This window comes from Tritonibacter mobilis F1926 (assembly GCF_000376545.2).
GTDB classification, from domain to species: Bacteria; Pseudomonadota; Alphaproteobacteria; order Rhodobacterales; family Rhodobacteraceae; genus Epibacterium; species Epibacterium mobile.
On record NZ_CP015231.1, the window covers coordinates 625,079 to 650,554 of the forward strand.

A 25,476-nucleotide genomic window follows, 5' to 3' on the forward strand; every position below is an offset into this window, starting at 1 on the left:
GCCCAAAGCCGTCACTGAGGCTGCGCGCGACATATGTCCGCTCCCAGATGCACAGCTGCTTCTATAACCCATGGCGACGCCGCTCTACCTCCACATGGAACCGCTTGAGCGAGTTTCGACTTGTGCGAATGAGCGGAACTCGGCAGGTTGCATATAATCATCGCAAGGGGGCATATAGATTTGGCCAAAAGAGATCCGAACAAAACTGCGCGCAATAGAAGGGGCAAGGAAATAACTTCCGAGCTGGCTAAACTATGGCCCCAGGTTTCTATAGATAGCGGATATGACAATCAATTGTCATTCAATGCATTAATTGGCGGGAAGGCCGCGACCTTCATCGACCTTAAGGAAAAGGTCATAAAGTCAGCTGATGAATATATTTCAGAATATTTGAGCGGTTTCAAAAAAGCTCGAGAACGTGATGGCTGGACCGCCGGGGGCACACCCTTCAGTGCGACAACTTTGAAATCTAATTTTGATACTCTAACGAAAACCAAAGCGACGAAGCAGTACTTTCTTCTTTTTCTCCAGAGGTCGTTCCTCCGCCATTACGATGAGCTGGTCCGAAATCGTCCTTCCGTAGCGGACTCGGAGATTTGGATTGGGCAAAACAATAGTGATTATGGAATTCTCATAACTCCAAGGTTCAATGCGACCGGAGAGTGGGAGAACGACAAGAGTGAAATCAGGCACTTTCCAAAGTTATACTGGACTATAGGTCACTTGCTTACTACCGGTTTGGTAGTCCAAGGCGACCCAGATCCAATTACTTTCGCGAGCATAGACGACTACCTTAGCTTCTTCACCAAAGTGCTGGTGCGGCCTTCTGGATCAAAATACGAGAGAGAAATCGCAGCACTTTATTGTAGCTATGTAAAGTCGCAAGAAAAGCCGGAAGACGTGCCTCTATTGATCCCTGAGCTCCGCTATCGAGGCAAAGAGAAAAAACACAAGTATAGGCTCGACTTTTGTGTGATTGACCCTGTAACTCTCGAGAAGGTAGGCTTCGAGCTATCGCCATGGTCCACACATGGGCACATTGCGAGCACTGCCAAAAAATCCCAAAAGGAAATTAATGCAGAAGCATTGAGGAACTTCGAGAAAGAAGCTGGAAAGTTGCGTGACTACTTCCGGAAGTATAGAATTACAACGCTTATATTTACAGATGAGCAGCTTGCTGATACGGGTAAAATCTTTGATGAGATATCCACATACCTTGAGGGGTCTACTGAGGCAACCCAATTGGAATTCAGTCTAATTGAGGAGTTTCTATAGAATCTTCAAGCAGGTGGGGGCTTAGCTCACTTGAGGGCAAAGCAAGAAATTTGGCCGACGACGCGCAATCACTGGGCGGTTTGAGGCCGTGCTCAGGTCCTACGCTTTGCTGACATTCGCTACTTGCGCGGCGAATGACCGCTCTCCGCCCATCCTGCCCACGGTAGACTCCGTGCTGTCGCTGGAAGGGTCGGCTGTAAAGGGTTGGCAGGGGTCGTCGGCCATCAACGTTTCGGCCCCTGCCGCGCCAGCGTGCGATAGACGGTTGGTCGCGAGACAGAGAAGAGCTCGGCCAAGTCCGACACCGAATACTCCCCAGTTGCGTGCATTCGTGTCAGCTCCGCCGCCTGCCGGTCGGAAAGCTTTGGTTTCTTGCCCCTCAGCTTCCCTTTGGCGCGGGCCACCGCCATGCCCTCGCGAGTTCGAAGCCGGATTAGGTCGGCTTCGAACTCAGCGAAGGTCGCCAGCACATTGAAGAACATCCGTCCCATCGGATCAGTCGGGTCGTAGATCGTGCTTCCTAGTGCGAGGCGTACCCCGCGCTCAGCTAGCCCGTCGGCGATGTCGCGCGCGTCCGGCACTGAGCGGGCCAGCCGGTCGAGCTTGGGAACAACCAGCGTGTCGCCTGCGCGCACGGCAGCCAACGCCTGAGCTAGTCCAGGCCGGTCGCGGTTGCGCCCGGTGAGTCCGTGGTCGGTGTAAATGCGATCGGGGGCAACGCCGAGGGATTCTAGCTCCGCACGCTGCGCGGCGAGATCCTGAGCGTCGGTAGAACAGCGGGCATAGCCGATGCGAAAGTCTGTCATAGGAGAAATGTAACGCAAGAGGTCCGCTCAGCGATAAACAAATCGTACCAATCTATCGAGACGATGTTTCCCCAGCAGCAGCGGAGGCCAGATGCGAGTTCAAAACCGTCCGGTAAAGGATCCCCTTGCGGACGCGAGTAAGCCGATTACCGGGACAGCTCGATCCATGCCGCGACTGCGAGAAGTCTAGCAGAAACGGGCGGAGCGCTGTCGCTCACTGCGCTGGCCACGGAGGTCGAAGAGGGCGGAAAGCCGTCGTTCGCTGCACTTGCAGGCTCAAATGGCCTGCGCATAGCAAGCGGACGTTCAAGGCAGCCACGGTTCCTCGTTTCAATGCTGTGATTCCCGGTTTACGTGCATCTGTTGTGCATCTAAGCTCTAACTCAATCACCCAATCATTTCGTTAAGGCAGACACTTATGAATATATTTCCACAAACCAAGGTTCAGGACTTCTCTAAGTGCATCGCCGGTGAGTTCATAAAAGTGGTCAACCAAAGCAAGACCTATGCGGGGTTATGCGTTGACGACGGCGAAGGCAAACTAAACCTTCTCATTCTGGAAACTAATCAGGATGGGTATCAATACATGGTTACGGCACGACCTCCGCACGATGAGGTGCTGTCTTACGGAACAGACTGGATCATTGAGATTATTGGTGATCCTCAACCGGGTAGCAAGTTCGTCGAACATGCCGGCGTTCTGCTTCATAGAGAGACAGACACCTTGATTGTCGGAAGAGATGTTGGTGCCCATGGAGAGTATTTACATTGCGAACTGAAGGGGCATGGTATTTTTGGCTCTTCGGCGAAACCGGCCACTGGATACGCGTTTGAAAAATGGGAGATCGTTTGTATCGACCCAGTCACATCGCAAAAGCAAACATTAGCAAAGTCCAATTTCTAAGCCGCTTCGGAAATTTCCTCATTGACGAACGGCATGAGTGGGCCGAACCAAAAGGCTTGAAATAAAGCTACGTGGAGTTGCTTCACATATTCTCAAGGGGAAGAAACAGGGGTTAAGATGAGTTATCTGTTAGCCCGCGTTGAGAGCTTCGGCCGGTTTGACGGGGAAGCCCTGTCCGCTGAACCGGTCATGGGTTATGGGAAAAGCGGTGAAGTCCCGCATGAAATGCATAATTTTTCAGTTGCTTCTGATGGATTCATCTACGGCTACCTTCCCAAGGAGGGTGGCGGTGACCTGAGTCGATTGGGGGGCTCTAAGGGCGATGAAGAAATCTCAAATGTGACTGTAATTTTTATCAGCAGCGGATTTGTGTGCGGTTACTATAGAAACGCGACTGTTTTCTCCACACCAATTAGGCATCCAGATAAACTCAAAGCCGGAAACTCGGACATCTATTGCAGGGTCAGGGTCAATCCGAAAGACGCATTTTTGGTTCCCTTTGAGAAAAGGGTTGATGAGATACAACCCAGACCTAAAGGTCAATTTCCCGTGTTATACGGCGATGAGAGTAGCAACTGGGTGTCTTGGTTCGAAAGATGGCTTCAAGATTTCGAAGATGTAATCGAAAGCGAGAAGAAGCGCCGCAAGTGGACTACGGCGGTCGAGCGGAGCTCAAAGGCTCGAAAGCTCGCCCTCGATCAATACGGTGCCAAGTGCGAGTGTTGCCAGATATCGCATCAAGATAGCGTCCGATCAGCGGTTTTTGAAGTTCACCATAAAGTGCCATACGCAGAGAATTTCGAGGTGCGTCACTTAATTGTATCTGATCTGGCGGTCTTGTGCGCCAATTGCCACCGAATGTTGCACAAGATGCCAGATCTCGCAGATATCCGAGCACTTCAGCGCTATTTGGATGTGCCTGTAGTGAAAGGCTGATGACCTTAAATTGTAGGGCTCTTACTTAGTTGACGCGCGGACGCGATTGAGCGTTAGACCACGGGCGGACCAGAAAACGTGCCGGTGCAGCGAATAGTAGCAACGGGCGCGACAAACGCAGCATCCTACCCCAACGCTCAAGGTCTGCTTAGGGCCGGTCTCGAACGGGAAACAATTCGAAATACGGTTCGGTGGTGCAATCGATGCTGATGGTTTCTTTTGCGCAAGAATGCTAGTAAGCGTTTGGATCTGTTGTAAACGTCTATTCCGCAGAGAGCCGAATGTTCATTTTTCCATTTTACAAACGCCTCTTTCTTAAGTTTGGCACCTGCAACGGGACCACCAACGAGTTGGGCAGCATCGGGCCTGCAGATTTTCTCGGTAGTCGGGATGACACGAATAAGGAAAGCGTCAGGCTTTACCGAGCCCTTGCACGAACGCTTAGCGCGGATGGTTTGAAAGGAATGCAGACAGAAACACGTCTTAGCCGTGAAATCCAACGGCATCACGAAAACAAGTCTTCAGATCCTGAAGGCTACAAGGAAATAAAGGCGCTTCAAATGTCGTCATTGTCGGATTCTTCCATTACCAACGATGTCTCGATTTTGCTTTCGCCGCCTGTGCTACAACCTAATTCGAAGAAGCGCGATTTCATCTTGGAAACGATTGAGCGGGCGGAGAAGCTCGCAGTGAGTTCACGAAGCGGAAAGGCTACAAGGAAGGATTTCTTGTATTATCCGTGGGTGGCAGCTGGTAAACCTCTCATTCCCGTGCCCAACGAAACGGAAATTGAGCGTGTTGAGCGTTTGGTCACCAGTGATGTCGTACTCTTTCTGTGGGTGGTGGCTCTCATTTCAAGCGTCGGTATTTGGTCAAGAATCGACATTGAAAACCTTGTCCCCGCACGAGCTGACCAGCTTGGAAGCGCATGGGTGTCTTGGCTACAAGTCTTCACTCCGCAACCAAAAACGGCACCTAAAAGACGGCCAAAACCCGTTTATCAAAACGTTGCGACGTTTCTGGTCAGTGGAGCCCCAGATGGTGGGCCGATGCAAACAGTTGCGAACGAGTTAAGTGCCTTGGATCGCAGTAAAAAAAGGCTCACCGCGCGCGTATTGGATCGGCATTGCGCTCTCTTGCAAGCCGCATTTGCCGCGAAATTTGATGTAGAGGAAGAGCATCTCAATCGCGCGGAAGAAGTGGCGGAGTTCGCAACGTGCGTTGGATTAGTTCTGGGATTCCTGCAGTTTTCCAAGGAGGTAGGTTTGTCAGAGCTGCGTGATAGGTATCCTTCGGCGGATGTGGATAGGGCCTTTGATGATGGGTTGGCGTTTTGGTCTCATTTGGTGCGTCGAGCGCGCGCATAAAACGCCCCCCACAGGTTTGCGTGAGGGGCGCAGTGTTCGTCTACTTCCCCTTACCTCCCCCGTTAGAACGCCCGCCGCCACTCGGGTTGCCAGTTGTGGACGGCCAGCCTCCGCCGTTTCCTTGTCCTTTGCCCATTTCAATGTCCTTTCCATATCTGATTGGTCTAGGTGCCTCCAACCTAAAGTAAACGCGCCGGAAATATTCAGATGGGTCGGGACAAAGCGACTTTGAGGATCAAGGTCACTTGAGCAGCGTTTCCGCTTGGCTCAAGACAGTATTGATGGCCACAGGGTGTCCGTTGTCAGAGTTTTGGAACCAATGGTGGCCTGAGCCAAGGGAGCCTTTGGCTAATCTTGTAAATTTGATTGTGCAGCGAATGTCCGCTTCGACCAGCCGCATTGCATCGCCACAGAGTTATACACAACGGCTGCTTAGGGCCGTGAGTGTCGGGCAGCGGGAGGCCGGAGGGACCATGCGGTTTGTCTGCTTCAGCAGTTTCGCCACGGCATCTAGAGATGACGGTCAATTTGCCAGTTGCTTACAGACAAAGTCGGCGCGCGACAGCTCCGTGATTTTGCATCCGAGGGCGGTGTAGGCCTCGCGCATGACGGCACAGGTCGCTTCGGCTTCGGCCTGAGTCTGCTTGCGTTCGGTGTCCTGCGTGAAGATTTCATCCCAGCACGGCGCCAGGAAGACGCGACGGTTGTAGCGGGCTGCCTTGGCTGCTGCGGCGACGTGGGGCGGCACGGGGAGGCCGCAGAGCTTAAGGTAGCCAAGAGTGTCGGGAATGCCGCGGTCGAAGATTATGGGGCCTGAGAGCGCCCGTGCGGCGCTGTAGGTGCGCAGGTCCCGCTCCAGCAGCCGTTCGGCATAGGCCGTGCGATCCGCCCAGGGGAGGGCGTCTCCGTCGTTCTGCATCTCCTCTCGGATGATCGTGCGGCCGGATTCGGGCACAGTGTGGAAGCCGCGGCAGGCGAGTTCGGTGATCAGGCTGGTCTTGCCCGCACCGAGACCGCCTGTCACGACGAAGAAATGGTCGCTCATGGGCCATCCTCGGGTTTGACAGGGGAAAGCGCTGCGAAGCGATCGACACGCCAGGAGCGGCGATCAAGGCAGCATGGATTTTCGTAGGAAAAACAGCACCCGTCTGCGCGGCAAAGGCAAATTCTCTGACGAAAAAGGCATAACTATCTGGTGCTTTTCACAGGGTGGGAAGCGTCACAAAGTTCTGCCTCTGCGCGCCAAAATTTCCTTTTGAATTCAAAGCCCCGAAATCTCGATGCAGAGCTGAACCTGCCTTTTTCGTCAGATAGGTTTGCCTCTGACCGCACATGAAAAAGCCGGCGCAGTGGCCGGCTTCCTGTGAATGATGGTTCAGAGAACGTCGCTTCGCCTGAAAATCATGTTGGCGCGAGGATCCAATGATAGTGGCTGTTTACCACGGTCGAGCTGAATCACTGCCTCAACGCTAGGCAATCGTCCACTTGCTCCAGCCAATTCGACCACCGAAACATAAGTTTTCGAAAAATGCTCTATCGACTTGGCGCAGACGTACCGCCGCATGCGCCCACTCTTCAGCTCTTCTATGTCACAAGACTTCAGAACGCCCGTGTTCATCAGACTGCGGATCGTCCGGATATTGATGCCGAGGATCTTCGCAGCCCGGGTCGGTCGAACGGTTCCATGGTGATCGGTAGCGATGACCTCACGCAGTACGTCGAGCGACACGCGGAAATCCGGGAAACGCGCGGTGACCGGGTCGACTGCATGCAGCGGAAGGCGGTTTCTCAGAATGATTTCGACCACGCGCTCCGTCGGGATCCGGACACGATGCGATGCCGTTGCAATATCGAGTAGGTTCTCCGCCTCGGAGCGCTCGACTCGTGCCTTCAGCTTTCCGATAAAACCATCGAGATCGCGCGGGTGATACATCGGTGATGCGTTCTTCTCATCGAAGTACTTCTCAACTAATCCCGGTTGCGTCAGCTTAGCCATCATGAAGCGCTCAATGCCGAGATACTTACCGGCATCGGTTGCGTTCAAAAGGGCGCCGAAATCGGTTGTGATGTCGTTGATTATCTCGGTGGGTACATAGTCTTTCAGAATAAAGCCTTTCCCGGATACCTTCCTTTCAGCGAGCCCCATTGAGGCCAAGCGACGCGCCAGCTTCCAGCCAGACATCCCATAGCGCGAGCGCGCCGTCGAAAGCGAATGAACGTATTGTTCCGGGCAAGGCTGGCCCAGAACGATGGAGCCTTCGGAGATTGGGAAGTTGCGGAAGATGAACTCTCGCACCAGATCACGGATCACATCGAACTGCGGGTCGTCGTCACGGTGGCGCAGCCACTCGAAGAAAACGCGATAGCGGGTCCGGTAGAGGGTGTTGTCGATCGGATGCGCCTGCTGGATATCCTTCAACTTCTGCCGGAACGCATCCGGTCCACGGCGCAGGACACTGAAACCGACAGTCCCTGCAGCCGCCCATTGCGCTGGCGTCACCACCTCCCTGCGCGCCTTTGGGCCAAGGGTCAGTAGCAGCCCGAAGCCCTCGCAGGTCTGCGCCGCAACATGGAAGGGCAACCGGTCGAGCCACGTTTTCCCAGGCCCTTTCTCGATCCTGTTTCTCAGGTAATGCTCGAACAAAAGGTCCTGATCGTTCGCGATTTGAGGTTCTGGTGGTGAAAAGCCATAGGTAAGTCTGGTGACGTCGAACCGCTCTCGCGTTCCAGGCGACGTGGGCAACGGAGTGAGGTAACAGCTGTGCAAGCAGCAGGTGCGGATTGAGGTCAACTGCCATAGGCCGAAATGCGCAGCACCGGTTTTGTGTGAAGCATCCTGAAGGCATTGCGGACAGCCCTTGAGAGCTGTCCGGGTGAAAGCCGTGAACTTGATCTCTTCCTGCCCCAACCGGAACCAACCTGGAGAGACGAGCGCGGGCGTGTTGCGATGCAGTTCCGCCTGATCGACCCCGGCAAGTGCGGCCAGTCGCGCGCAATCCTCCTGGTTGCCATTGGTCAGGTTCAAATAGTCTATCCCGAAGTCCGACAGAAACATCGCCATGCCTGACACGCCGTTGCGCTGTGCTAAGCGGGAGGCGAGAGAGGTTGCGGATTCTCCGGAATGGTATTTCACATTCAAGGGTAGCGGCTTAACTGTCGAAAACATCATGTGCGGATCTCCCGGGAAAACACCTGGCGGGCGTCGATGCGCATGAAATCCGGCACGACAAACGGATTGAATTCGGCATCGCAGGAGGTCCGCCGATGGTATCCCAACCGCTGTTCATCAGAGCGGAGCGGATAGTGCAGTGCCGCATCTGCACGGGCGACTTCCACGTCGGTCACATGGAAAGGTGTCAAGGCGCGCAGCGCGAATGCGCGGCGGTTTGCGTCCGATATGCTACGCCATTCCTGCGGTTTCGCCTTGGCGAACAAGGGGCATGATTTGCGAGTCATTCAGGACTACCTCGGACACCGTGACCCCCGGCACACAGCGCACTACACGCGGATGGCTGCGCACCGGTTCAACGATCTGTGGTAGCCGGAAACTGCAGCGGCTGAGAAGAGGAAGAATGGGCGGGGAGCAGACCTTGGCGGCGTCTGCGAAGGTTCCGTGCCAGACAGGCAAAAGCGGCCATTCAAGCCCTGGCCGAGCGACACCCAAATGCTGCGCCTCACACGAATGTCAGCGAAGCGCAGATAGCGACCTTTGCAAAGTCGGTCGCAACGGTCCGCCTTCGGGACAAGCACGGCCCTTTCTTGACCTTCGCGCTAGATGCACAGGACGACCGGTCTCAGCCCAAAGCTCAAGCACTCGAAGGCAAAACGATTGCCCAGACCTACGCACTGCTAGCGTTCAGACTAGGGGCAGATGGGATTCTGCCCCCAATTTAGAGATGTGTTCAACGCCTGCATTAGCTCCACGCGAGAGATAAACTGAGAAATCCATCATGGGCCGCCAAGATTATTCGCCAGAAGCCCTTCTGAACTCATCTACCTTTCTCGCTATAATGTCGGGGTCAATGTCAGGAAATGCCTCAATAACAGAGTCTGTTAAAACCTCCCAGCCGGTTTCATTTACACCCCCAAGAAGCTTCATAATCGCCTTAATGTAGCCACCCGCAGACTTGGCGATTAATTCTCTTGCAAGAGCCTCTACAGCAGAAATACTATCTAGCTTGCAAATGCGTATTAAGGCGTCACCCTTGATCGATCCGTTGAGTGGGGTGTAAATTAGACCTTTATGAAGTGAGATATGTTCGGAATACTGGTCTGTGTAAGGGTGAACCCAAGAGTAGTAATTTGAATTTAAGGTGTAGCCAGGATCTGCAGCAATAGAACGGTTCGATCTGGAATCATATGAACCTTTTTTGTTGTTGCACCTCTTGCAGGTCAGAATTAAGTTTCTCTTCTCAAATGAAAATTGGGGATACCCTTGCGTGCAAAAGCGATCAGCTTCAGCATTGGAGGTGCTTTTTGCGATATCACCTTTTGCGGACTTTGGAAGAATATGATCGATCTCGACGTGTCCAAGCTCATCCTTTATCCTTCTCCTGCAGTAGGCACACTGCGCCTTTTGGGCTACCAGCAAAGTCTTCCTAAGAGAAACTTTCGCATGCTGGCTGGCCGAGCTTCCCCACTCCCGATTTTGGTCCAAGCATTCTTGAAGTAATTCGGAAAGCTCGTCGGGGTGTTCGAAGTTGACAAGGCCTTCCCACAGTATGCCGACTCCATTTTTTTCGGCGTCATCGCCTACATCTTCATTCATCCCTGGTATCGACCTTGAACTCAATAATCGCGTCTAGGGTTAGGTTGAGTGGATCATCAACCGGAAGGCTTGATCTTAAATGGGCTATTCGGCGCTTCGCATTTTTTAGATCAGAGGACCGCCCGTCATTTCTTCGAATTGCGGAGAGCGCTATGTTAATTGCCTTTGTGAGTTCAGGAGGGCGTTGTGTGTCAAGGTCGAATCTGTCCCTAAGTGCGTCTCCAGGTAGCCAACCATATGCTGAACCCTCGATCTCCGCATCGACCTGAGAACTGTCCTGTTCCTTCGTTAAGCTCAACAGCGCTCCATCATGTGGCAAAAGCGAAGTCACGAGCATTGGTGAGTGCGTTGCGATCAGCACATGGCACCCTTTCGTATGAGAAATAATCTCCCTAACTAGGCTGATATAATTTTTCTGCCACTGAGGGTGTAAACTATTTTCCGGCTCATCGATCAGGATTAAAGAATTATCCCGAACTGAAGCAGCTAAATTGAACAGGCAGTTTATAAGCTGCCATTGACCGGAACTCATTTCATCAAGATTGACACTATCGTGTTCGTTGTCGAACTTAATAAACTCGACATCTGCTTTGAGAAGCCCGATGGAGATGAGCCCAAGAGTTAGTTTCGGCCAATCCTCCTGGTGTTCTATCAGAAGAGATTCGAAAAGGTAACCTTGATCTCTCTCCATAATAATATCGCCGCTTCTGCTCTCGAACCGCAAGCGCATAGGCCAGTTCTCAGGAATCCGGAAAACATCTTTCTCATCGACCTGTTGCAGAATAGAAAGGGCGAATTTTGCTGAATCTATTCGCTCCTTCTGATCACCTTCAAATTTCTCAGTAATACCAGTTAGGCGACGCATCATTTCTTCGATGTATCCATCGACGTTCTTTCTCACTCTGGGGTGCGGCTGTAATTTTACAACAACAGATCCGGTCAATCCCAAATAATTAAGGAGATGATGCGCGCCTTTGCTCCAGCCCCCACCTGAAATCATAAAGGAAACTATTGACTGGGAAATGCTGCTTGCTGCTCGCGCGCTTGATGCTATGCCGCCGGCATGCCGTGGGCCAAAGTAGTAGAAATTGGATACGTCGAATTTGTTTACGCTTAGTCGAAGGTCTGCCCCTGAATTGTTGGGAAATCTGTCGTTTATTGTGCCGGAGAGGGCCAAAATGCGTGTCGGCTGCCCGCCAGAAAACCTAGCGGAAGCCTTAGAAGTGCGGTTGTTAGAAAATGACTGGCTGGCTGGTGTCAGAGCGGCATCAACAAGAGCTCGCAATAATACGCTTTTTCCAACGCCATTCTCTCCGCTTATTAGGGTGAAAAAGTTTCCCGCTCTTCTCTCTTCATCACTTATTAGTCTGAATTTCTGATGCGTTCCCTTGAACTCAAAACTCACTTCCTCTGCAATCAAATCAGTGCTCCACCGTTATCGGCTTAAGGTACATATAGGTAGCATTTATAGGGTACTGGTGCGCCAAAACAAATGTTTCTGACGTCGATTTCGTGCGCAGCGCGTTGGAGCATACAGAATGTGCCGAGCGACACTGATCTGTCTCTAGCACCTCCTCCACCTGGGTTCGTTTCCTGCGCACCGCCGCCGCTCGACCACGACGCAGCGAACGGCGGCTGTCCGCCGGCCAGCAGGCTAGGTCATCTGATGCAGGCGCAGAACGAATGTCGTGATTGGGCTGGCTGCGGCCAACAGCAGACGCTCGCGCCAGCCGCAGGGAATGAGGTCGCGCGGTCAGAGGCAATGCTCCTGACGAAAAAGGCAGAACTATCTGGTGCTTTTCAGAGATATTTGGTGGAGCCTAGCGGGATCGAACCGCTGACCTCCTGCATGCCATGCAGGCGCTCTCCCAGCTGAGCTAAGGCCCCATCTTGCAGCGGCACCGGGTGGTGATCACTGCTTGGACTGCGATTTACGGGAGGTGGCGGGGGGCTGCAAGCGCAAAATGCGCCTCTTGGCAACTTTTTTGCATGTCGCGTGTAGCAGGGTTTACTCCCCTATTCGCACGGACCTGTCACCAGAGATACTGCAGACCAAAGTTCGCACGACCGAGACTGAGAGAGCCCGTGCGCCATAGATCTGGTACCCCCTGTGCCTTCGTCGCACGCTAAAGCCAGGATCAAGAAAACCAGCAGACATGCGGGTGGTTAAATCCTGCATGTCTGAAACGCCCCCCCGGGTGACAAAGTGCTATGTCACGGGCTCAATGATAACTTTTCTGCCAGAGATCGAGTTTCATCCATCCCGCAAGGCAGAGAGGACCTCTTCTGTGTGCTCTCCCAACTCAGGCGCCGGCAGCCGCACTTCGCAGGGGGTACGCGAGAGCTTGACCGGAAAGCCCAGCATGCGCACGTCACCGCGATCCCCATGCGGGACGTCAATAGACATCTCCTGCGCCTTGATCTGCGGATCCTCAAACACGTCCTTCAATGTCTGGATTTTGCCGGTTGGCACCCCTGCCCGATTCAATCGAATGATCCAGTTTTCCTGCGTATCACTGGCAAGTGCAGCATCAAGAATTCCGTGCAGCTCATCGCGTCGTTCAAATCGTTTGGCATTGCTGTCAAATCGCGGATCTTCGAGAAGCTCGGCAAGGCCGATTTCGGTCAGCAGACGTTGCAGCACTTGATCGTTTGACGGGGCGATGGCGATTTGGCCGTCCGCAGTATCATAAAGCCCATATGGCGCGACAAGCGGGTGATCATTGCCGGTGCGTTGCGGGTTCTCTCCAGTCACAAAATGCTCAGAGGCGAGATAGGCCATCATGCTAAGCACGCCGTTGACCATAGAAGTTTCAACCGCTTGGCCCCGCCCATCCCGGTTTCGACCATGCAGCGCCGAGACGACCCCAAAGGCAGTGTAAAGCCCGGCAACCAGATCGGTGACGGGCTGCGCCGCTCGCAAAGGGGCCTCTCCTTCGGGGCCGTTCACGCTCATGAAACCGCTCATGGCTTGCGCAATAAAATCAAAGGCGGGGCGATCCGTATAAGGCCCCTTGGAGCCAAAGCCGTTGACGCTTGCAACCACGAGGCGCGGGTTCAGCTCATCCAGCCGCTCTTGGGAGAACCCCATCTTTGCCAGCACGCCGGGACGGAAGTTTTCGACCAGCACATCGGCCGTCATAATCAGGCGGGCAAGATCGGCGCGGCCTTCATCGGAATAGAGATCCAGAACCACGGATTTCTTATTGCGATTGAAGCCTGCGAAATACCATGAGAAGCCGTTTTTATGATGGCCCTGCCCCCGCACGGGATCACCTGAGGGGCTTTCGATCTTGATGACCTCTGCGCCCATGTCACCAAGAAGCATCGAACAAAATGGCCCCGACAAAACGCGGGTCAAATCAACGACACGAATACCATGAAGTGGGGGCTGCATATCGACAGGAGTGGTCATGCGCGGCTCCCGCTCGAAGAGCGCACTTCATCGCGTCCGTATTTGCGCAGACGCGGCCCTGCCTTCATCACCTGACCGGGCAACTTTTGCCCAAGTGCCGCTTCGGTACGCTGTGCGACAGCGATCAGGGCATCAAGGTCGATACCGGTATGAATGCCACTTTCTTCAAGCATGTAAACCAGATCCTCGCTACAGATGTTGCCCGTGGCACCCGGTGCGAACGGACAGCCCCCGATGCCCGCAACGCTGGCCTCAAATCGGGTGATCCCTTCCTGTAGACCCGCGTAAGCACAGGCCAAACCGACGCCGCGCGTATTATGGAAATGAAGCGCCACATCAGCATCGGGCACGTCGCTGGCAAGGCGTCGGCAACGCTCTTGCACCAGTCGTGGAGTGGCCATGCCAGTGGTGTCGCCCAAGGTGATCTTGGTAATACCGCTGTCTGCATAAGACTTTGCCACCAGTACGATGTCCTCAACCGGAACGTCGCCCTCAAATGGGCAACCAAAGGCGGTTGCGATGGCTCCGTAAACGGGAACACCGGCGTCCTGCCCCATCTTGGCAATCTCGGTCGCCGCCGCGAGCGAGACCTCGCGCGGGCAGTTTACGTTAGCCTGATTGTGGCTTTGCGAGGCGGAGAGGAAGACCACCATTGCGTCCACACCGGATTGAATAGCGCGCGCAGCTCCGCGCGCGTTGGGCACCAATGCCGTCAGCTCAGCCCCTCTGCTGCGGTCGATTGCGGCCATGACCTCGGCTGCATCCGCCATGTTGGGAACCGCGCGCGGCGCAACAAAGGAGGTCACTTCCAACTGGGGGACACCGGCTGCGATCAGACCGTTGATCATCTCGATCTTCACATCCGTCGGCACCGGCTCTGGCCAGGCTTGCAAACCGTCCCTTGGGCCCACGTCAACAATCCGCACCCGGTCGGGAAATCCCTCTAGTGGAACCTGTGTCATGCGCCCTCCTCCAAAAGCTATTGATGTGGTCGACCACTGCGGTATACCATTAGCGCGAGGAGGGTCAATGCAGACCATGGACAAGGGCAAGGGCAAGACGGGCGAAAATTCGGAAATGCCGCGCGCCGAGCGTGCTCTACAGGAGATCCGCAAGGACATCCTGTCGATGGCCTTTGCCCCCGGAGAACCCGTGTCGGAGCGTGCTCTTGAGGAGCGTTACGGGATGTCGCGCACCCCCATTCGCGCGGCCCTTGCGGCCCTGACCGCAGAGGGGCTGATCGTGCGCGATCCTCGACGTGGCTACATGATCGCGCCGATTGATCTGCAAGAAATCCACGACCTTTTTGAATTTCGCGAAGAGTTGGAAGACACCGCCATTCGACTGGCGTGCCGTCGCGCAAAACCCGAAGATCTGGCAGCACTGCGCCGCACGGTTGAACGTGGGCGCACCGATTTCAAAGTTGAGGATTGGATGGCGTCCGGCCTCGATGTGCATGTCGAATTGGCAGCGCTTTCGGGCAATCCGTTTCTGCGCGACGCGGTGCATTCAGCCGTTGGTCGGGCATTGCGTCTGCGCTGGCTCTTGGCCAGCGACGAGGCCCAGCGCGAAGCCGCCTATCAGGAACATAGTGAACTGCTCGACCTAATTGCCAAAGGCGATGAGGACGAGGCAGCGCGCAAGGTCAGGCTGCACACCCGCGCGGTGCGTGACCAAATCCTTGCCGCTGTGGAGGGCGCGCGCCGCTTTCTCGGCGCGCGCGGCGTTGTCGATCAAAACTCCGGGCAATAGTCGCCCGGCATTGGCACGCCAAACGACCCCGCAAGCGGTATGAAGCACGCCTTCACACCTTGCGGGCCACAGGACGATAAGGGAGGAACCATGTCCTATACTCGCAATTTGATCGCCGGTGCGCTGCTTGCGTCCGGTCTGACCGCAGTTACGCCGCTCACCGCGAGCGCGGCGGAATGTATCGCCCCGGCGGACCCCGGTGGCGGATGGGATTTCACCTGCCGCACGGTGGGCCGCCTGTTGACCGAGCTGAAGCTTCAGGACGGCTCTGTGCAAGTGACCAATATGCCCGGCGGCGTCGGCGCGGTGGCCTTTGCCAATGTGGCAGGCAAACGCGCAGATGACGGGGATGTGCTGGTCGCGACCTCGACCGTGGGCGTCACCCAGATCGCACAGGGCAAATACCCCGGTGGCGTCGATGTCATGCGTTGGGTTGGCATGCTGGGCACCGATGTAGGCGTGATCGTCGTGCCTGCCGATTCCGAGTATGAAAACATCGGCGATTTGCTCGACACCCTCAAAGCCGATCCGACCGCTGTTCCGGTGGCAGGCTCGTCGGGCGCGGGTGGATGGGATCACATCCGTCTTTTGATGCTTGCAGACGCCGCAGGCATGGACGGCGACGCCTATAAAGCCATCCGCTGGGTGCAGTTTGACGGCGGCAGCCCCGCTGTAACGCAAATGCTGGGCGGTCAAGTGGGTGCGGTCTCCACCGACCTTGGCGAAATCGCAGGCTTTGTCGAATCCGGTGACATCAAGATCCTCGCAACACTCTCGGATGAACCCATCCCGGCGTTCCCCGATGCACCAACCGCCAAATCGCAAGGCTTTGACGTGACCGGCTATAACTGGCGCGGTTTCTACACTGGCGGCGATGTCTCTGATGACGCCTACCAAGGCTGGGTGGATGAGCTGAAAACTCTGTTTGACACGGCAGAGTGGAAAGAAGCCGCAGAGGCCAACGGCCTGATCACCGTCTGGCGCGGGGGCGACGAATTCGAAGCCTATGTCGCCGATCAGGCAAAACAGATGGAAGACATCTCGCGTAGCATCGGGGTCATCAAATGATCGACCGCATCGCCGGGGCCGTGATCTTTATGATCTCGGCTGCGGCCTTCTGGGTTGCGCGTGATTATGAAGCCAGTTTCGGGGATCCCCTCGGACCGGCAGTTTTCCCGCAGATGGTCGCCGCAGCGGCGGCCATCCTCAGTATTGGCCTGATCCTGCGCCCCGACCCCAACCCGAAAGCCCAACCTTTGCACGCATTCATGCAGCAGGCGATGACGCTTGGCGTGCTGATTGGTTACGTGCTGCTGCTTGAACCGCTTGGCTTCCCACTGTCGACCATGATCGGCACCACCTGTCTGGCCCTATTGTTTGGGGCAGAACGGATGAAGGCGGGTCTGACCGGAATCGCCGTCGGCATTTCGCTTTACCTAATCTTTGACACCGTGCTCGGGCTTCCTCTCCCCCTTGCGCCAGCGCGCTTCGGCTGACACACTCCATGGATATTCTGACTTCTCTCCTCAGCGGCTTTGCCGTAGCGGTCACACCGCTTAATCTTGCACTGGCGGTATTTGGCTGTTTTGCGGGTACATTGATTGGTGCCCTGCCCGGCCTCGGCCCGGTAAATGGCGTTGCCATCCTGATCCCCGTCGCCTTTGCCATGAACCTTGAGCCAAGCTCTGCACTCATCATGCTGTCCTGCATCTACTATGGCTGCATGTACGGCGGGCGCATCAGTTCCATCATGCTCAACATCCCCGGCGACGAGCCCGCGATTATGACCACATTGGATGGCTACCCCATGGCTCGTCAGGGACAGGCCGCCAAAGCGCTTGGTATCTCTGCAGTGGCCTCATTTGTGGGGGCGACCTTTGCCACATTGGGTCTGACGTTTTTCGCGCCCTTGCTGGCCAAGGCCGCGATCCACTTTGGCCCGGCTGACTATTTCGCGCTCTATGTGATGGCCTTTGCCACCATTGGAGGCGTCACCGGGGTGAACCCGTTCAAGACCTTGCTGGCAGCCATGATCGGCCTGCTCTTGGCCAGTGTGGGACTGGATCCCGGCACCGGCACAGCACGTTTCACATTTGGGTCGTTCCATCTCTATGACGGGTTTGATCCCATCGTTGCCATCGTCGGCCTGTTCGCGGTCAGTGAAATCATCATGTATTTCGAGAGCCACGCAGTCGCAGGCACCGGACCGGCAAAACTGGGCCGCGTGCTACCCAAGCTCCGAGAAGTGTTCGAAGGCTTTACCGCGTCTATCCGTGGGGCAGTGATCGGCTTTATCTGCGGGGTGTTGCCGGGTGCCGGAGCATCGCTTGGTGCTTTTGTTTCTTACAGCACAGAAAAGCAGATCAGTGACAAGCATGGCACTTTTGGCACCGGTGACCCACGCGGGATCGCAGCCCCCGAAGCGGGCAATAACGCAGCCTCGGGCGGCGCATTGATCCCAATGCTGACGCTTGGGGTGCCCGGCAGTGGCACCACAGCGGTGATGCTGGCACTTCTGGTATCGCTCAATATTCAGCCCGGACCGCTCTTGTTTGAACGGCAACCCGATCTGGTCTGGGGTCTAATTGCTGCGCTCTATCTGGCAAATGTCGTGCTCTTGCTGCTGAACATTCCCATGGTGGGCCTGTTCACGCGGCTTCTGTCCCTGCCACAATGGCTCTTGATGCCGATTGTGGTCATGGTGAGCTTTATCGGGATCTACTCGATCAGCCACTCCACCTTCGATCTCTTTGTGATGATCGGGTTTGGCTTGTTGGGCTATGCACTCAGAAAATTTGACATCTCACTGGTGCCAGTTGTGCTGGGTCTGTTGCTGGGTGCCGATATGGAAAACAATCTGCGTCGGGCGCTGTCGATCTCAGGCGGGGACTTTAGCATTTTGCTGCAAAGCCCGATCGCGCTGGTGATCTATGGCTTTACGGCCCTGATGCTCGCATTTTCCTTTGGTATCGCGATGCGGCGGCGTCCTGCCGTGCTTGACAAATAGGAGAGAGGCCCCGCCCGGGGCCCTCTTCACGCCTTGGATTGTGCCCAGCAGGTCTTACGCCTCTTTCACCAATTGCTGTGCCACCGTGAGCACGAGTGACAGGCTCGGCATCAATGCTGCCGCTTGTTCTTCGGTGAGCGAGGCGCAGGCTTTCTGCAAACTCCCACGCCATTCATCGCGGATCTCGTTGACCGCGCGCCGCCCCGCCTCAGTGAGATGCAGTTCGGTGGCGCGTGCATCCGTGCTGGACCGTCTTCTCTCCAACAAGGACAAGCGCACGAGACTGCCGAGGCTACGGCTGACCACGGACTGAAACATCCCCGTACGCTCGGTGATCCGTTTCACGCCGCATCCCGGCTCATCATAAATCGCCGCAAGAATGATCGCCTGCTGACTGGACACACCAAAGGTCCGCACAGCCTCCGGACGGTATTGCGAAAACATGATTGCCAACCGCTCTACGGCCAGTGCGATCTCTATCGTGGTCGCCGTATCTGAACCGGACATCGGGTTCCTCGTCTTATGGTCGGCCTGCAAAGACGGCAAAGGCCTGATTTCATTTGGTTTAGACAGGTTCACAGCCAAACGTCAAAAAGAAACAAAGGTCCGCGCATGACCGGCGCGCGGACCTCGCCCAACCTAAAGAGATGAGCGTCTTCAGTCTGGTCGCGTGATTACCACTTCATCGTCAGATCGGCAGTAATCGTACGACCCGCGCCATAATAGCAGGCGTTAATGCCAGCACAGGATGCCACATAGGTTTTGTCAAAGAGGTTTGAGATATTGAGGCTGAACTCCATCTTGCCGGTCTCATACCCCAGACCCAAATCCGCGACCGTATAAGCAGGAACCGCGTATGCATTGCCCTTGTCCGCATGCGAGGTCCCCGTGTACCGCACGCCACCGCCGATACGCAGACCTTCAAGGCGGCCGCCAAATTCACGGGTCAGCCAGAGCGACGCCATGGTTTCCGGCACGCCCACGGGTACATTGCCAAGCTCAGACGGCTCAGAGGTCTGGGTGACTTCGAGCTTCATCGCGGTGAGTGCCGCGACAGCCTGCCAACCGTTCCCAAGATCGCCCTGCGCCTGCAGTTCCAATCCGCGAGACCGGGTCTCGCCGGTTTGCTCGCGACCCCGTGTGGGATGGTTGGTCACCACATTCTGACGAGCGAGATCAAACACCGCACCACTGAGGCGCAAGCCGCCATCTGCTGTCTCGTATTTCAAACCGATCTCATATTGCTCTGCCGTTTCGGGGTCAAAATTCGGCACCGGATCAAACGAGGTGGCGTAGCTGGCATATAGACGCATGCCGTCACGCAGTTCATGGCTCACACCGATCCGCCCGGTCCATTCGCTGTAGTCCGCATCCGTTCGACCACCGGTCAAATGGTTGGTGGTTTTTGCGGACACCCAATCATAGCGCAGCCCGGCCCAGACATCGGTGTGGCCACCTACAGTCATTTGATCCTGCAGATAGATCCCTGCCCGGCGTGTTTTGGTTGTGCTGTTGGTTGTGTAGGCGGGCGCGGTGACCGCTAGCCCATAATGCGGGTCGGTGATGTCGATGACAAAATAGTTCCCGGAAGGATCGCCCCCATAGACTGCGCGATTGAGGAAATCCTCATACCGGTAGTCCAACCCGACCAGCAGACTATGATCCACCTGTCCGGTTGAAAATTCCGTCTCTAGCCGGTTGTCGAATTGAAAGGACGAGACCTGATCACCAGTTGCCATCAACTGGCGCACAAGGAGTTGATCCGGCATCGAAGGAAAGTACGAAGACGCCAGCCCGGCCCCGTAGAGCGTCCTGTAGTCGACCTCGACTTTCGAAAACCGCGCATCTTGCGAGAACTTCAGCCCGTTATCGAAGGCGTGTGAAAAGCTATAGCCCACCATCATCTGACGGCGCTCGTAGCTGTCAAAGTTGGTATCACCGGTAAAGAAATCCCGAGACACCCGGCCAAAAGAGGCCGCGTTTACCGTTGCCTCATATGGCAGAAAACTGGTGACCGTGCCGGTCTCGTCACTCTGGTACTGCGCCAGAAGCGTCAGCTCGGTGCCTTCTTGAGGTGCCCAAGTCAGCGAGGGCGCCACGTAAATACGGTCATCCTCCACATGGTTCACTTGCGTCTTGGTCATCCGCCCCAGCATCACAATGCGGCCGAACACTGTACCTGCCTCATTCAATTGCCGGTTGGCGTCGAGCCGTAGCTCCAGCCCTTCGGGATCGGAAACCCCAACACCAAAGCGGGTGAACTGATCTTTTTGCGCGCGTTTGGAGACCAAGTTGACAAGCCCGCCCGGACTGCCTGCGCCATAGAGCGCAGAACTTGGCCCCATCAGCACTTCTTGGCGTTCAAGCCCGAAATTCTCGACCTTGTAGTTGGCAAACGCCTGCGACCGCAGTTGTAATCCATCGAGATAAAGCCCCTGCGCATTGGCGGAGAACCCGCGAATGAAAAACCAATCATACCGCGTATCCGCACCATAAGCCTCAGCCCGGATACCGGGCGAATAGCGCAGTGCTGCGCCAACCGATTTTGCGCCCTGCTGATCCATTTGTTCACGTGTCGCCACGGAAACGGATTGCGGCAGTCGGAGCACATCGGTCGCGGTTTTACTGCCGCTCAACGAACCGGAGGCAACCAACCCAGCGTCCGGTCCTAAGACCTCTGTTTTTTCATCGCCAGCTTCTACAAGGATTGGCTCTAGAATGATGGCATCCGTATCCACCGATTGCGCTGCCAAAGGCAGAGCGCAAAGAGCGGTCCACACGCCACCTACCGTCAACAGCGCTACTGTTTTCTTAGTCATCTCGAATCTTTCGGCGATTTCAATATCACCGGTATGTATCTATGATCGACAAATTTAGTCAACAATGATCTCAAAAACAAAGCCACCCCCTCACGAAACTTCGCGCACGGGGAAATTTACTCTTTCATGGCAATTCCTTGCGCTGCGTTTTCGGATATAGAACAAGGTAACATGCGGCGCGGAGCGCCCGCGTATTCATCAAAGCTTTGGGAGGAGCATATGGACCATTGGGCATCTGCCTTGGAGCAGCATTGGGGCATTCGTGCCAAGCTGAAACGCCTTGATGGCGAGTATGATCTGAACTTTCTTGCTGAAACACCGGAAGGGTCAGGCTATGTAGTCAAAGCCATGCGTCCGGGCTGCGAAGATTGGCTGGTGGACCTGCAAATCCAAACTTTGGATCATATCGCAAAAGCCAATCGCGCTTTGCCCTGTCCAGCAGTTGTTGCAGCGCTTTCGGGAGAAAAGATGCTGCATCTTCAGAATGATGCGGGCGAAACCCGCTTGGTATGGGTGATTGAGCGCCTGCCTGGCCAATGCTACGCTGATGCCGCACCAAAAACCGAGCAATTGATCGCAGAAGTTGGGGGAATTCTGGGTGCAACCACGGCAACGCTCAGGGATTTTGAACACCCGAAACTGTCACGCGATTTCAAATGGGACCTGATGCGCGCCGATTGGGTTGCGAAGGACCTAGTGTGCATTGAGGATGGCGCACGTAAAACCCTGATCCGCAAAATCTGCGATCAATATCAGGCGCTCAAACCAGAACTTGACCGCTTGCCCCAACAGGCGATCCACAATGATGCCAATGACTACAATATTCTGGTGAGTGGTGGCGCAGGGACGGGTGCGACACCGCATGTAAGCGGGCTCATTGATTTTGGCGACATGTGCGCAGCGCCCCGAATTTGTGACCTCGCCATTGCGGCGGCCTATCTGGTGCTGGATCACCCTAAACCTGATGCGGCACTCGCCGCGCTTGTTTCGGGGTATCACGCGGTTAACCCATTGAGCGCACATGAGATCGATCTGCTGTGGCCACTTTTGCGAATGCGTTTGGCGGTGAGTGTTGTGAACTCCACACTTATGGCCGCAGAAAACCCGGATGACCCTTACATCACCATTTCGCAGGGGCCGGCGTGGCGTTTACTTGAGGGTCATGATCTGAACGCGGGTTTGATGGCCGCAAGGCTGCGTGCCGCCTGTGATCTTCCGGTCGTGGATGGCGCAGACCGTGTGATGGCGTGGCTGAATGAGGCGCGCGGCAGTTTTGCCCCCCTGATGGGGCAGGATCTTTCAGATGCGCCAATGGGATCGCTTTCGGTTGAAAACAGCCTCTGGCCACAAAACCCATTTGAGATGCCACTGGCGGAAGCCGCCCGCGTTGGGGAAGAATTCAACCAAGAGGGTCAAATTTGGCTCGGATATTATCATGAGCCACGGCTGATCTACACAGCAGCTGCGTTTCGAAATGGGCCATGGAAAGCCAGCGACCGCCGTACAGTGCATCTTGCGGTGGATGGTTTCGCGCCTGCGGGGACTGCACTACATGCGCCTTTGGATGGCGAGGTCTGGATCGCAGAAAATCGCAAAGCTCGTCTGGATTATGGTGGCGTTATTATTCTACGCCACGAGACACCGGAAGGTGATCCATTCTACACGCTTTATGGGCATCTCGACCCCGAAGTGATTACACGTCTGAACCCCGGCGACCGCGTCGCCAAAGGCGAGATTTTCTGCCACCTTGGTACGCCTGCGAAAAACGGCGGCTGGGCGCCGCATGTGCATTTTCAACTTGCCCTCAGTTGCGATGGGATCGAGGCAGATTGGCCCGGTGTCGGTGACCCGGACGAGATGTATCTGTGGCGTGCGCTATGTCCAAACCCGGCAGCGTTGCTTAATCTTCCTGATGACAAGGTTTGTTATCAACCCACTGACAAATCGGAAGTATTGGACAAACGGCGCGCACATTTTGGCGGCAACCTCAGCCTCACCTACTCTGACCCGGTGATGCTGGTGCGGGGCTGGAAACACCATTTGTTTGACGAATGGGGTCGTCCGTATCTGGACGCCTACAACAATGTCCCACATGTGGGCCACGCGCATCCGCGTATTCAGGCGGTGACCGCCGACCAGTTGCGGCGCATGAATTCCAATACGCGGTATTTGCACCCAGCACAGACGGCCTTTGCGGACAAGATCCTGTCAAAATTGCCCGATCATTTTGAGGTCTGTTTCTTTGTGAATTCGGGCACCGAGGCCAATGAGCTGGCGCTACGTCTTGCACGCGCGCACAGCGGCGCAAAAGGCATGGTGACGCCCGATCACGGCTATCACGGCAATACCACCGGAGCGCTTGATATCTCTGCTTACAAGTTCAACAAACCCGGCGGTGTCGGCCAAGCGGATTGGGTGGAATTGGTAGAGGTCGCGGATGACTATCGCGGTCGCTTCCGTCGCGATGATCCGGACCGCGCGCAGAAGTTTGCGGATCTTGTGGACCCTGCGATCGCCTCGCTTCAGGCCAAAGGGCATGGGGTTGCGGGATTTATCGCCGAGACATTTCCCTCTGTTGGGGGTCAGATCATTCCGCCAACGGGTTATCTATCTGCTGTATATGAAAAAATCCGCGCTGCGGGCGGAGTTTGCATCGCGGATGAAGTCCAGACCGGGCTGGGTCGGTTGGGCGATTATTACTTTGGTTTTGAACACCAAGGCGCGTTGCCGGATATCGTCGTGATGGGCAAACCTATCGGCAATGGTCATCCGCTTGGGATCTTGGTCACCACCAAAGCGATTGCAGAGAGTTTTGACAACGGGATTGAATTTTTCTCGACCTTTGGCGGGTCCACGCTGTCGTGCCGCATCGGCAAAGAAGTGTTGGATATTGTCGATGACGAAGGCTTGCAGACCAATGCCCGCAACCGGGGTGCAGAGCTTATGTCAGGGCTAAAGGCGCTCGAAACCAAATACCCTTGCGTCGGTGACGTGCGGGGTATGGGGTTGTTTTTAGGGCTGGAGCTGATCCGCGCCGATGGATCTGAGGCGACCGAAATCTGTGCATACGTCAAAAACCGCATGCGGGATCATCGTATCTTGATCGGCAGCGAAGGCCCCAAAGACAACATCCTGAAGATCAGACCACCGCTCACGATCGAGACCGAAGATGTTGAGATGATCATCAGCGTGCTCGATCAGGTGCTGGCCGAGCTGAATAACATCTGAAGCAACATCGGCCTGCAAGATGCGGCTCCGAATGCTCAAGAGGATTGCACAGAAAATCGTCAGCGCGCTATCTACGCGCTGACGACATACTCGAAGGGTTCAGATCATTCCGCGCAAGCGCGGATTTTCTCAATGTCGGGACCGTTCGGGTTCCGACCGAGGTTGAACGGCGCAGAAGCCGAACGCCAGTTGGAGTAATCTGCAAGATACTCAAGCTGGCTCAGGTACACTTTCGCCGAAGTTGGGTTCTCGCAGGCAACCTCTTCGATCACTGCGTTCGCAGTTTGCTGGATTTTCTCCAGTGCCGCGTCATCCATACGGGTGATCTCATTGACTTCGTCGAACTTTTTATACGCGTCGTTGGCGTTACGTTCGGTGTAGGCAAGCGACCACAGCATCGTTGCATCTGCAGCGATTTGCAGCTTCTCTTGGGTTTCCGGGCTGAGCGCGTCCCAAGCAGATTTGTTGATCATCACGCCAAAGACCGATGCGGACTGGTGCCAGCCGGGAGTCGCCCAGTAGCCTGTCACCTGCTGGAAACCACCGGACCAGTCGACATTCGGGGTCGAGAATTCGGCACCGTCAATCACACCGCGTTCCAGCGACTGGTAGATCTCTCCACCGGCCATGGAAACTTGGCTGCCGCCCAGGTTGTTCAACAGACGCCCCTGCTCCAGACCGGAAACCCGCAGGCGTTTGCCTTGCAGGTCATCAATGGTGCGGATGGCTTCTTTGGTGTGGAAGCCAGACTCGTTGTTGGTAACCGCATAAGGCAGATAGACCATGCCAAATTTGCCATAGGTCTCGTTGTAGAGTTCCTGACCGCCCCACTGTTGAATCCAGTTCACGTAATCCACAGCGTTAAACAGGCTCGATGTGGTGGCCAGCGGCGAGAATGCCGGATCACGGCCCGCCCAATAGCCCGGCCAATCCGCACCAGCCTGAACGATACCACTCTCTACGGCGCCAAAAACTTCGCCCGAGGGCACAAGGCTGCCACCCTCAAAGAACTCGATGGTAACTTCGTCGCCAGCGAGTTTGTTGGCCAGATCGACAAAATGTTTGTCGAATTGGATCAGGTCAAGCGACGAGGGCCATGTGGTGGTCATTTGCCATGTTTCTTGCGCGGATGCAGCACCCGCGGCAAGGGTGACGGCGACGGTGGCCGAAGCCAGTGTCTTTGTAAGCGTCATAGATAT

Annotated in this window: 20 protein-coding genes, 1 tRNA gene and 1 pseudogene; 10 read left to right on the plus strand and 12 right to left on the minus strand. The window is 55.4% G+C overall.

All coding sequences use genetic code 11. The features are described from left to right. Positions 1 to 147: 147 nt before the first annotated feature. On the plus strand, positions 148 to 1,275 hold the full coding sequence (locus K529_RS18450) for a hypothetical protein (protein WP_005624961.1): 1,128 nt from the start codon (positions 148 to 150) through the stop codon (positions 1,273 to 1,275). Between the two features lie 224 nt (positions 1,276 to 1,499). Here the strand turns inward: K529_RS18450 and K529_RS18455 are convergent, their stop codons facing one another. Next, positions 1,500 to 2,081 carry a recombinase family protein gene (locus K529_RS18455; RefSeq protein WP_046002559.1) on the minus strand — a complete coding sequence of 194 codons (582 nt, stop codon included), beginning with the start codon at positions 2,079 to 2,081 and terminating at the stop codon, positions 1,500 to 1,502. Between the two features lie 418 nt (positions 2,082 to 2,499). Here K529_RS18455 and K529_RS18460 point away from each other — a divergent pair, with 418 nt between their 5' ends. The 3 genes from K529_RS18460 to K529_RS18470 all read left to right on the plus strand — a co-directional run bounded on the left by K529_RS18460 (position 2,500) and on the right by K529_RS18470 (position 5,288). Beyond that, on the plus strand, positions 2,500 to 2,985 hold the full coding sequence (locus tag K529_RS18460) for a hypothetical protein (RefSeq protein ID WP_005624849.1): 486 nt from the start codon (positions 2,500 to 2,502) through the stop codon (positions 2,983 to 2,985). A 117-nt stretch (positions 2,986 to 3,102) separates the two neighbouring features. Continuing rightward, positions 3,103 to 3,921, plus strand: a complete 819-nt coding sequence (locus tag K529_RS18465; protein ID WP_005624846.1) for an HNH endonuclease — start codon at positions 3,103 to 3,105, stop codon at positions 3,919 to 3,921. A 281-nt stretch (positions 3,922 to 4,202) separates the two neighbouring features. After that, positions 4,203 to 5,288, plus strand: coding sequence for a hypothetical protein (locus K529_RS18470; RefSeq protein WP_005624844.1), 1,086 nt, complete (start codon positions 4,203 to 4,205; stop codon positions 5,286 to 5,288). Positions 5,289 to 5,811: 523 nt separating this feature from the next. On the opposite strand, the gene K529_RS18475 is transcribed toward K529_RS18470, so the two are convergent. From K529_RS18475 to K529_RS23635, 3 genes are all read right to left on the minus strand, one after another. Next, entirely contained in the window at positions 5,812 to 6,333 is a 522-nt protein-coding gene (locus K529_RS18475) for an AAA family ATPase (protein WP_005624841.1), read from the minus strand. A gap of 330 nt (positions 6,334 to 6,663) precedes the next feature. Then, on the minus strand, positions 6,664 to 8,457 hold the full coding sequence (locus tag K529_RS18480) for a TniQ family protein (protein ID WP_040642594.1): 1,794 nt from the start codon (positions 8,455 to 8,457) through the stop codon (positions 6,664 to 6,666). Continuing rightward, positions 8,454 to 8,744: a hypothetical protein gene (locus tag K529_RS23635; RefSeq protein ID WP_005624836.1), complete on the minus strand. Its 291-nt coding sequence runs from the start codon at positions 8,742 to 8,744 to the stop codon at positions 8,454 to 8,456. Before K529_RS23635 ends, K529_RS18480 begins: the two co-directional genes overlap by 4 nt. Here K529_RS23635 and K529_RS23275 point away from each other — a divergent pair. Next, a pseudogene (locus K529_RS23275) lies at positions 8,686 to 8,829 on the plus strand (tyrosine-type recombinase/integrase); the annotation flags it as partial. The gene K529_RS23635 and the pseudogene K529_RS23275 overlap by 59 nt on opposite strands. Before the next feature lie 423 nt (positions 8,830 to 9,252). Here the strand turns inward: K529_RS23275 and K529_RS18490 are convergent. The 5 genes from K529_RS18490 to K529_RS18510 all read right to left on the minus strand — a co-directional run bounded on the left by K529_RS18490 (position 9,253) and on the right by K529_RS18510 (position 14,433). Next, the gene (locus tag K529_RS18490) at positions 9,253 to 10,056 is read right to left on the minus strand and encodes an HNH endonuclease (protein WP_005624830.1); all 804 of its coding nucleotides are present in this window, start codon (positions 10,054 to 10,056) and stop codon (positions 9,253 to 9,255) included. Beyond that, positions 10,049 to 11,476, minus strand: a complete 1,428-nt coding sequence (locus K529_RS18495) for an AAA family ATPase (RefSeq protein WP_081284873.1) — start codon at positions 11,474 to 11,476, stop codon at positions 10,049 to 10,051. Before K529_RS18495 ends, K529_RS18490 begins: the two co-directional genes overlap by 8 nt. A gap of 391 nt (positions 11,477 to 11,867) precedes the next feature. Then, positions 11,868 to 11,943 (minus strand) — tRNA-Ala (locus tag K529_RS18500). A 367-nt stretch (positions 11,944 to 12,310) separates the two neighbouring features. Then, positions 12,311 to 13,471 carry a CaiB/BaiF CoA transferase family protein gene (locus K529_RS18505; RefSeq protein WP_005624822.1) on the minus strand — a complete coding sequence of 387 codons (1,161 nt, stop codon included), beginning with the start codon at positions 13,469 to 13,471 and terminating at the stop codon, positions 12,311 to 12,313. After that, positions 13,468 to 14,433 carry a hydroxymethylglutaryl-CoA lyase gene (locus tag K529_RS18510; RefSeq protein WP_005624819.1) on the minus strand — a complete coding sequence of 322 codons (966 nt, stop codon included), beginning with the start codon at positions 14,431 to 14,433 and terminating at the stop codon, positions 13,468 to 13,470. Before K529_RS18510 ends, K529_RS18505 begins: the two co-directional genes overlap by 4 nt. A gap of 67 nt (positions 14,434 to 14,500) precedes the next feature. On the opposite strand from K529_RS18510, the gene K529_RS18515 reads away from it, so the two are divergent. The 4 genes from K529_RS18515 (at position 14,501) to K529_RS18530 (ending at position 18,230) form a co-directional block, all read left to right on the plus strand. Continuing rightward, positions 14,501 to 15,223, plus strand: a complete 723-nt coding sequence (locus K529_RS18515; protein WP_052699547.1) for a GntR family transcriptional regulator — start codon at positions 14,501 to 14,503, stop codon at positions 15,221 to 15,223. A gap of 90 nt (positions 15,224 to 15,313) precedes the next feature. Beyond that, a complete protein-coding gene (locus K529_RS18520; RefSeq protein ID WP_046002558.1) occupies positions 15,314 to 16,291 on the plus strand; it encodes a Bug family tripartite tricarboxylate transporter substrate binding protein in 978 nt (325 codons plus the stop codon). Beyond that, entirely contained in the window at positions 16,288 to 16,719 is a 432-nt protein-coding gene (locus tag K529_RS18525) for a tripartite tricarboxylate transporter TctB family protein (protein WP_005610272.1), read from the plus strand. The genes K529_RS18520 and K529_RS18525 overlap by 4 nt, the downstream gene beginning before the upstream one ends. A gap of 8 nt (positions 16,720 to 16,727) precedes the next feature. After that, complete coding sequence (locus K529_RS18530) at positions 16,728 to 18,230, plus strand: tripartite tricarboxylate transporter permease (protein WP_005610274.1); 1,503 nt, start codon at positions 16,728 to 16,730, stop codon at positions 18,228 to 18,230. Positions 18,231 to 18,284: 54 nt separating this feature from the next. On the opposite strand, the gene K529_RS18535 is transcribed toward K529_RS18530, so the two are convergent. After that, positions 18,285 to 18,737, minus strand: coding sequence for a MarR family winged helix-turn-helix transcriptional regulator (locus K529_RS18535; protein ID WP_005610278.1), 453 nt, complete (start codon positions 18,735 to 18,737; stop codon positions 18,285 to 18,287). A gap of 167 nt (positions 18,738 to 18,904) precedes the next feature. Then, positions 18,905 to 21,049, minus strand: a complete 2,145-nt coding sequence (locus tag K529_RS18540; protein WP_005610280.1) for a TonB-dependent siderophore receptor — start codon at positions 21,047 to 21,049, stop codon at positions 18,905 to 18,907. Between the two features lie 219 nt (positions 21,050 to 21,268). Between K529_RS18540 and K529_RS18545 the strand changes: the two genes are divergently transcribed. Next, positions 21,269 to 24,277: an aminotransferase class III-fold pyridoxal phosphate-dependent enzyme gene (locus K529_RS18545; protein WP_005610283.1), complete on the plus strand. Its 3,009-nt coding sequence runs from the start codon at positions 21,269 to 21,271 to the stop codon at positions 24,275 to 24,277. A 104-nt stretch (positions 24,278 to 24,381) separates the two neighbouring features. Here K529_RS18545 and dctP read toward each other — a convergent pair whose 3' ends face one another. Next, on the minus strand, positions 24,382 to 25,470 hold the full coding sequence (dctP, locus tag K529_RS18550) for a TRAP transporter substrate-binding protein DctP (RefSeq protein WP_005610285.1): 1,089 nt from the start codon (positions 25,468 to 25,470) through the stop codon (positions 24,382 to 24,384). Positions 25,471 to 25,476: the final 6 nt, after the last annotated feature.

Coding starts and splice junctions, on each gene's coding strand:
- dctP (WP_005610285.1), bottom strand. CDS start 25,470: ATGACGCTTACAAAGACACTGGCTTCGGCCACCGTCGCCGTCACCCTT.
- K529_RS18460 (WP_005624849.1), top strand. CDS start 2,500: ATGAATATATTTCCACAAACCAAGGTTCAGGACTTCTCTAAGTGCATC.
- K529_RS18535 (WP_005610278.1), bottom strand. CDS start 18,737: ATGTCCGGTTCAGATACGGCGACCACGATAGAGATCGCACTGGCCGTA.
- K529_RS18525 (WP_005610272.1), top strand. CDS start 16,288: ATGATCGACCGCATCGCCGGGGCCGTGATCTTTATGATCTCGGCTGCG.
- K529_RS18490 (WP_005624830.1), bottom strand. CDS start 10,056: ATGAATGAAGATGTAGGCGATGACGCCGAAAAAAATGGAGTCGGCATA.
- K529_RS18530 (WP_005610274.1), top strand. CDS start 16,728: ATGGATATTCTGACTTCTCTCCTCAGCGGCTTTGCCGTAGCGGTCACA.
- K529_RS23635 (WP_005624836.1), bottom strand. CDS start 8,744: ATGACTCGCAAATCATGCCCCTTGTTCGCCAAGGCGAAACCGCAGGAA.
- K529_RS18470 (WP_005624844.1), top strand. CDS start 4,203: ATGTTCATTTTTCCATTTTACAAACGCCTCTTTCTTAAGTTTGGCACC.
- K529_RS18520 (WP_046002558.1), top strand. CDS start 15,314: ATGTCCTATACTCGCAATTTGATCGCCGGTGCGCTGCTTGCGTCCGGT.
- K529_RS18540 (WP_005610280.1), bottom strand. CDS start 21,049: ATGACTAAGAAAACAGTAGCGCTGTTGACGGTAGGTGGCGTGTGGACC.
- K529_RS18515 (WP_052699547.1), top strand. CDS start 14,501: ATGCAGACCATGGACAAGGGCAAGGGCAAGACGGGCGAAAATTCGGAA.
- K529_RS18480 (WP_040642594.1), bottom strand. CDS start 8,457: ATGATGTTTTCGACAGTTAAGCCGCTACCCTTGAATGTGAAATACCAT.
- K529_RS18505 (WP_005624822.1), bottom strand. CDS start 13,471: ATGACCACTCCTGTCGATATGCAGCCCCCACTTCATGGTATTCGTGTC.
- K529_RS18545 (WP_005610283.1), top strand. CDS start 21,269: ATGGACCATTGGGCATCTGCCTTGGAGCAGCATTGGGGCATTCGTGCC.
- K529_RS18465 (WP_005624846.1), top strand. CDS start 3,103: ATGAGTTATCTGTTAGCCCGCGTTGAGAGCTTCGGCCGGTTTGACGGG.
- K529_RS18475 (WP_005624841.1), bottom strand. CDS start 6,333: ATGAGCGACCATTTCTTCGTCGTGACAGGCGGTCTCGGTGCGGGCAAG.
- K529_RS18510 (WP_005624819.1), bottom strand. CDS start 14,433: ATGACACAGGTTCCACTAGAGGGATTTCCCGACCGGGTGCGGATTGTT.
- K529_RS18455 (WP_046002559.1), bottom strand. CDS start 2,081: ATGACAGACTTTCGCATCGGCTATGCCCGCTGTTCTACCGACGCTCAG.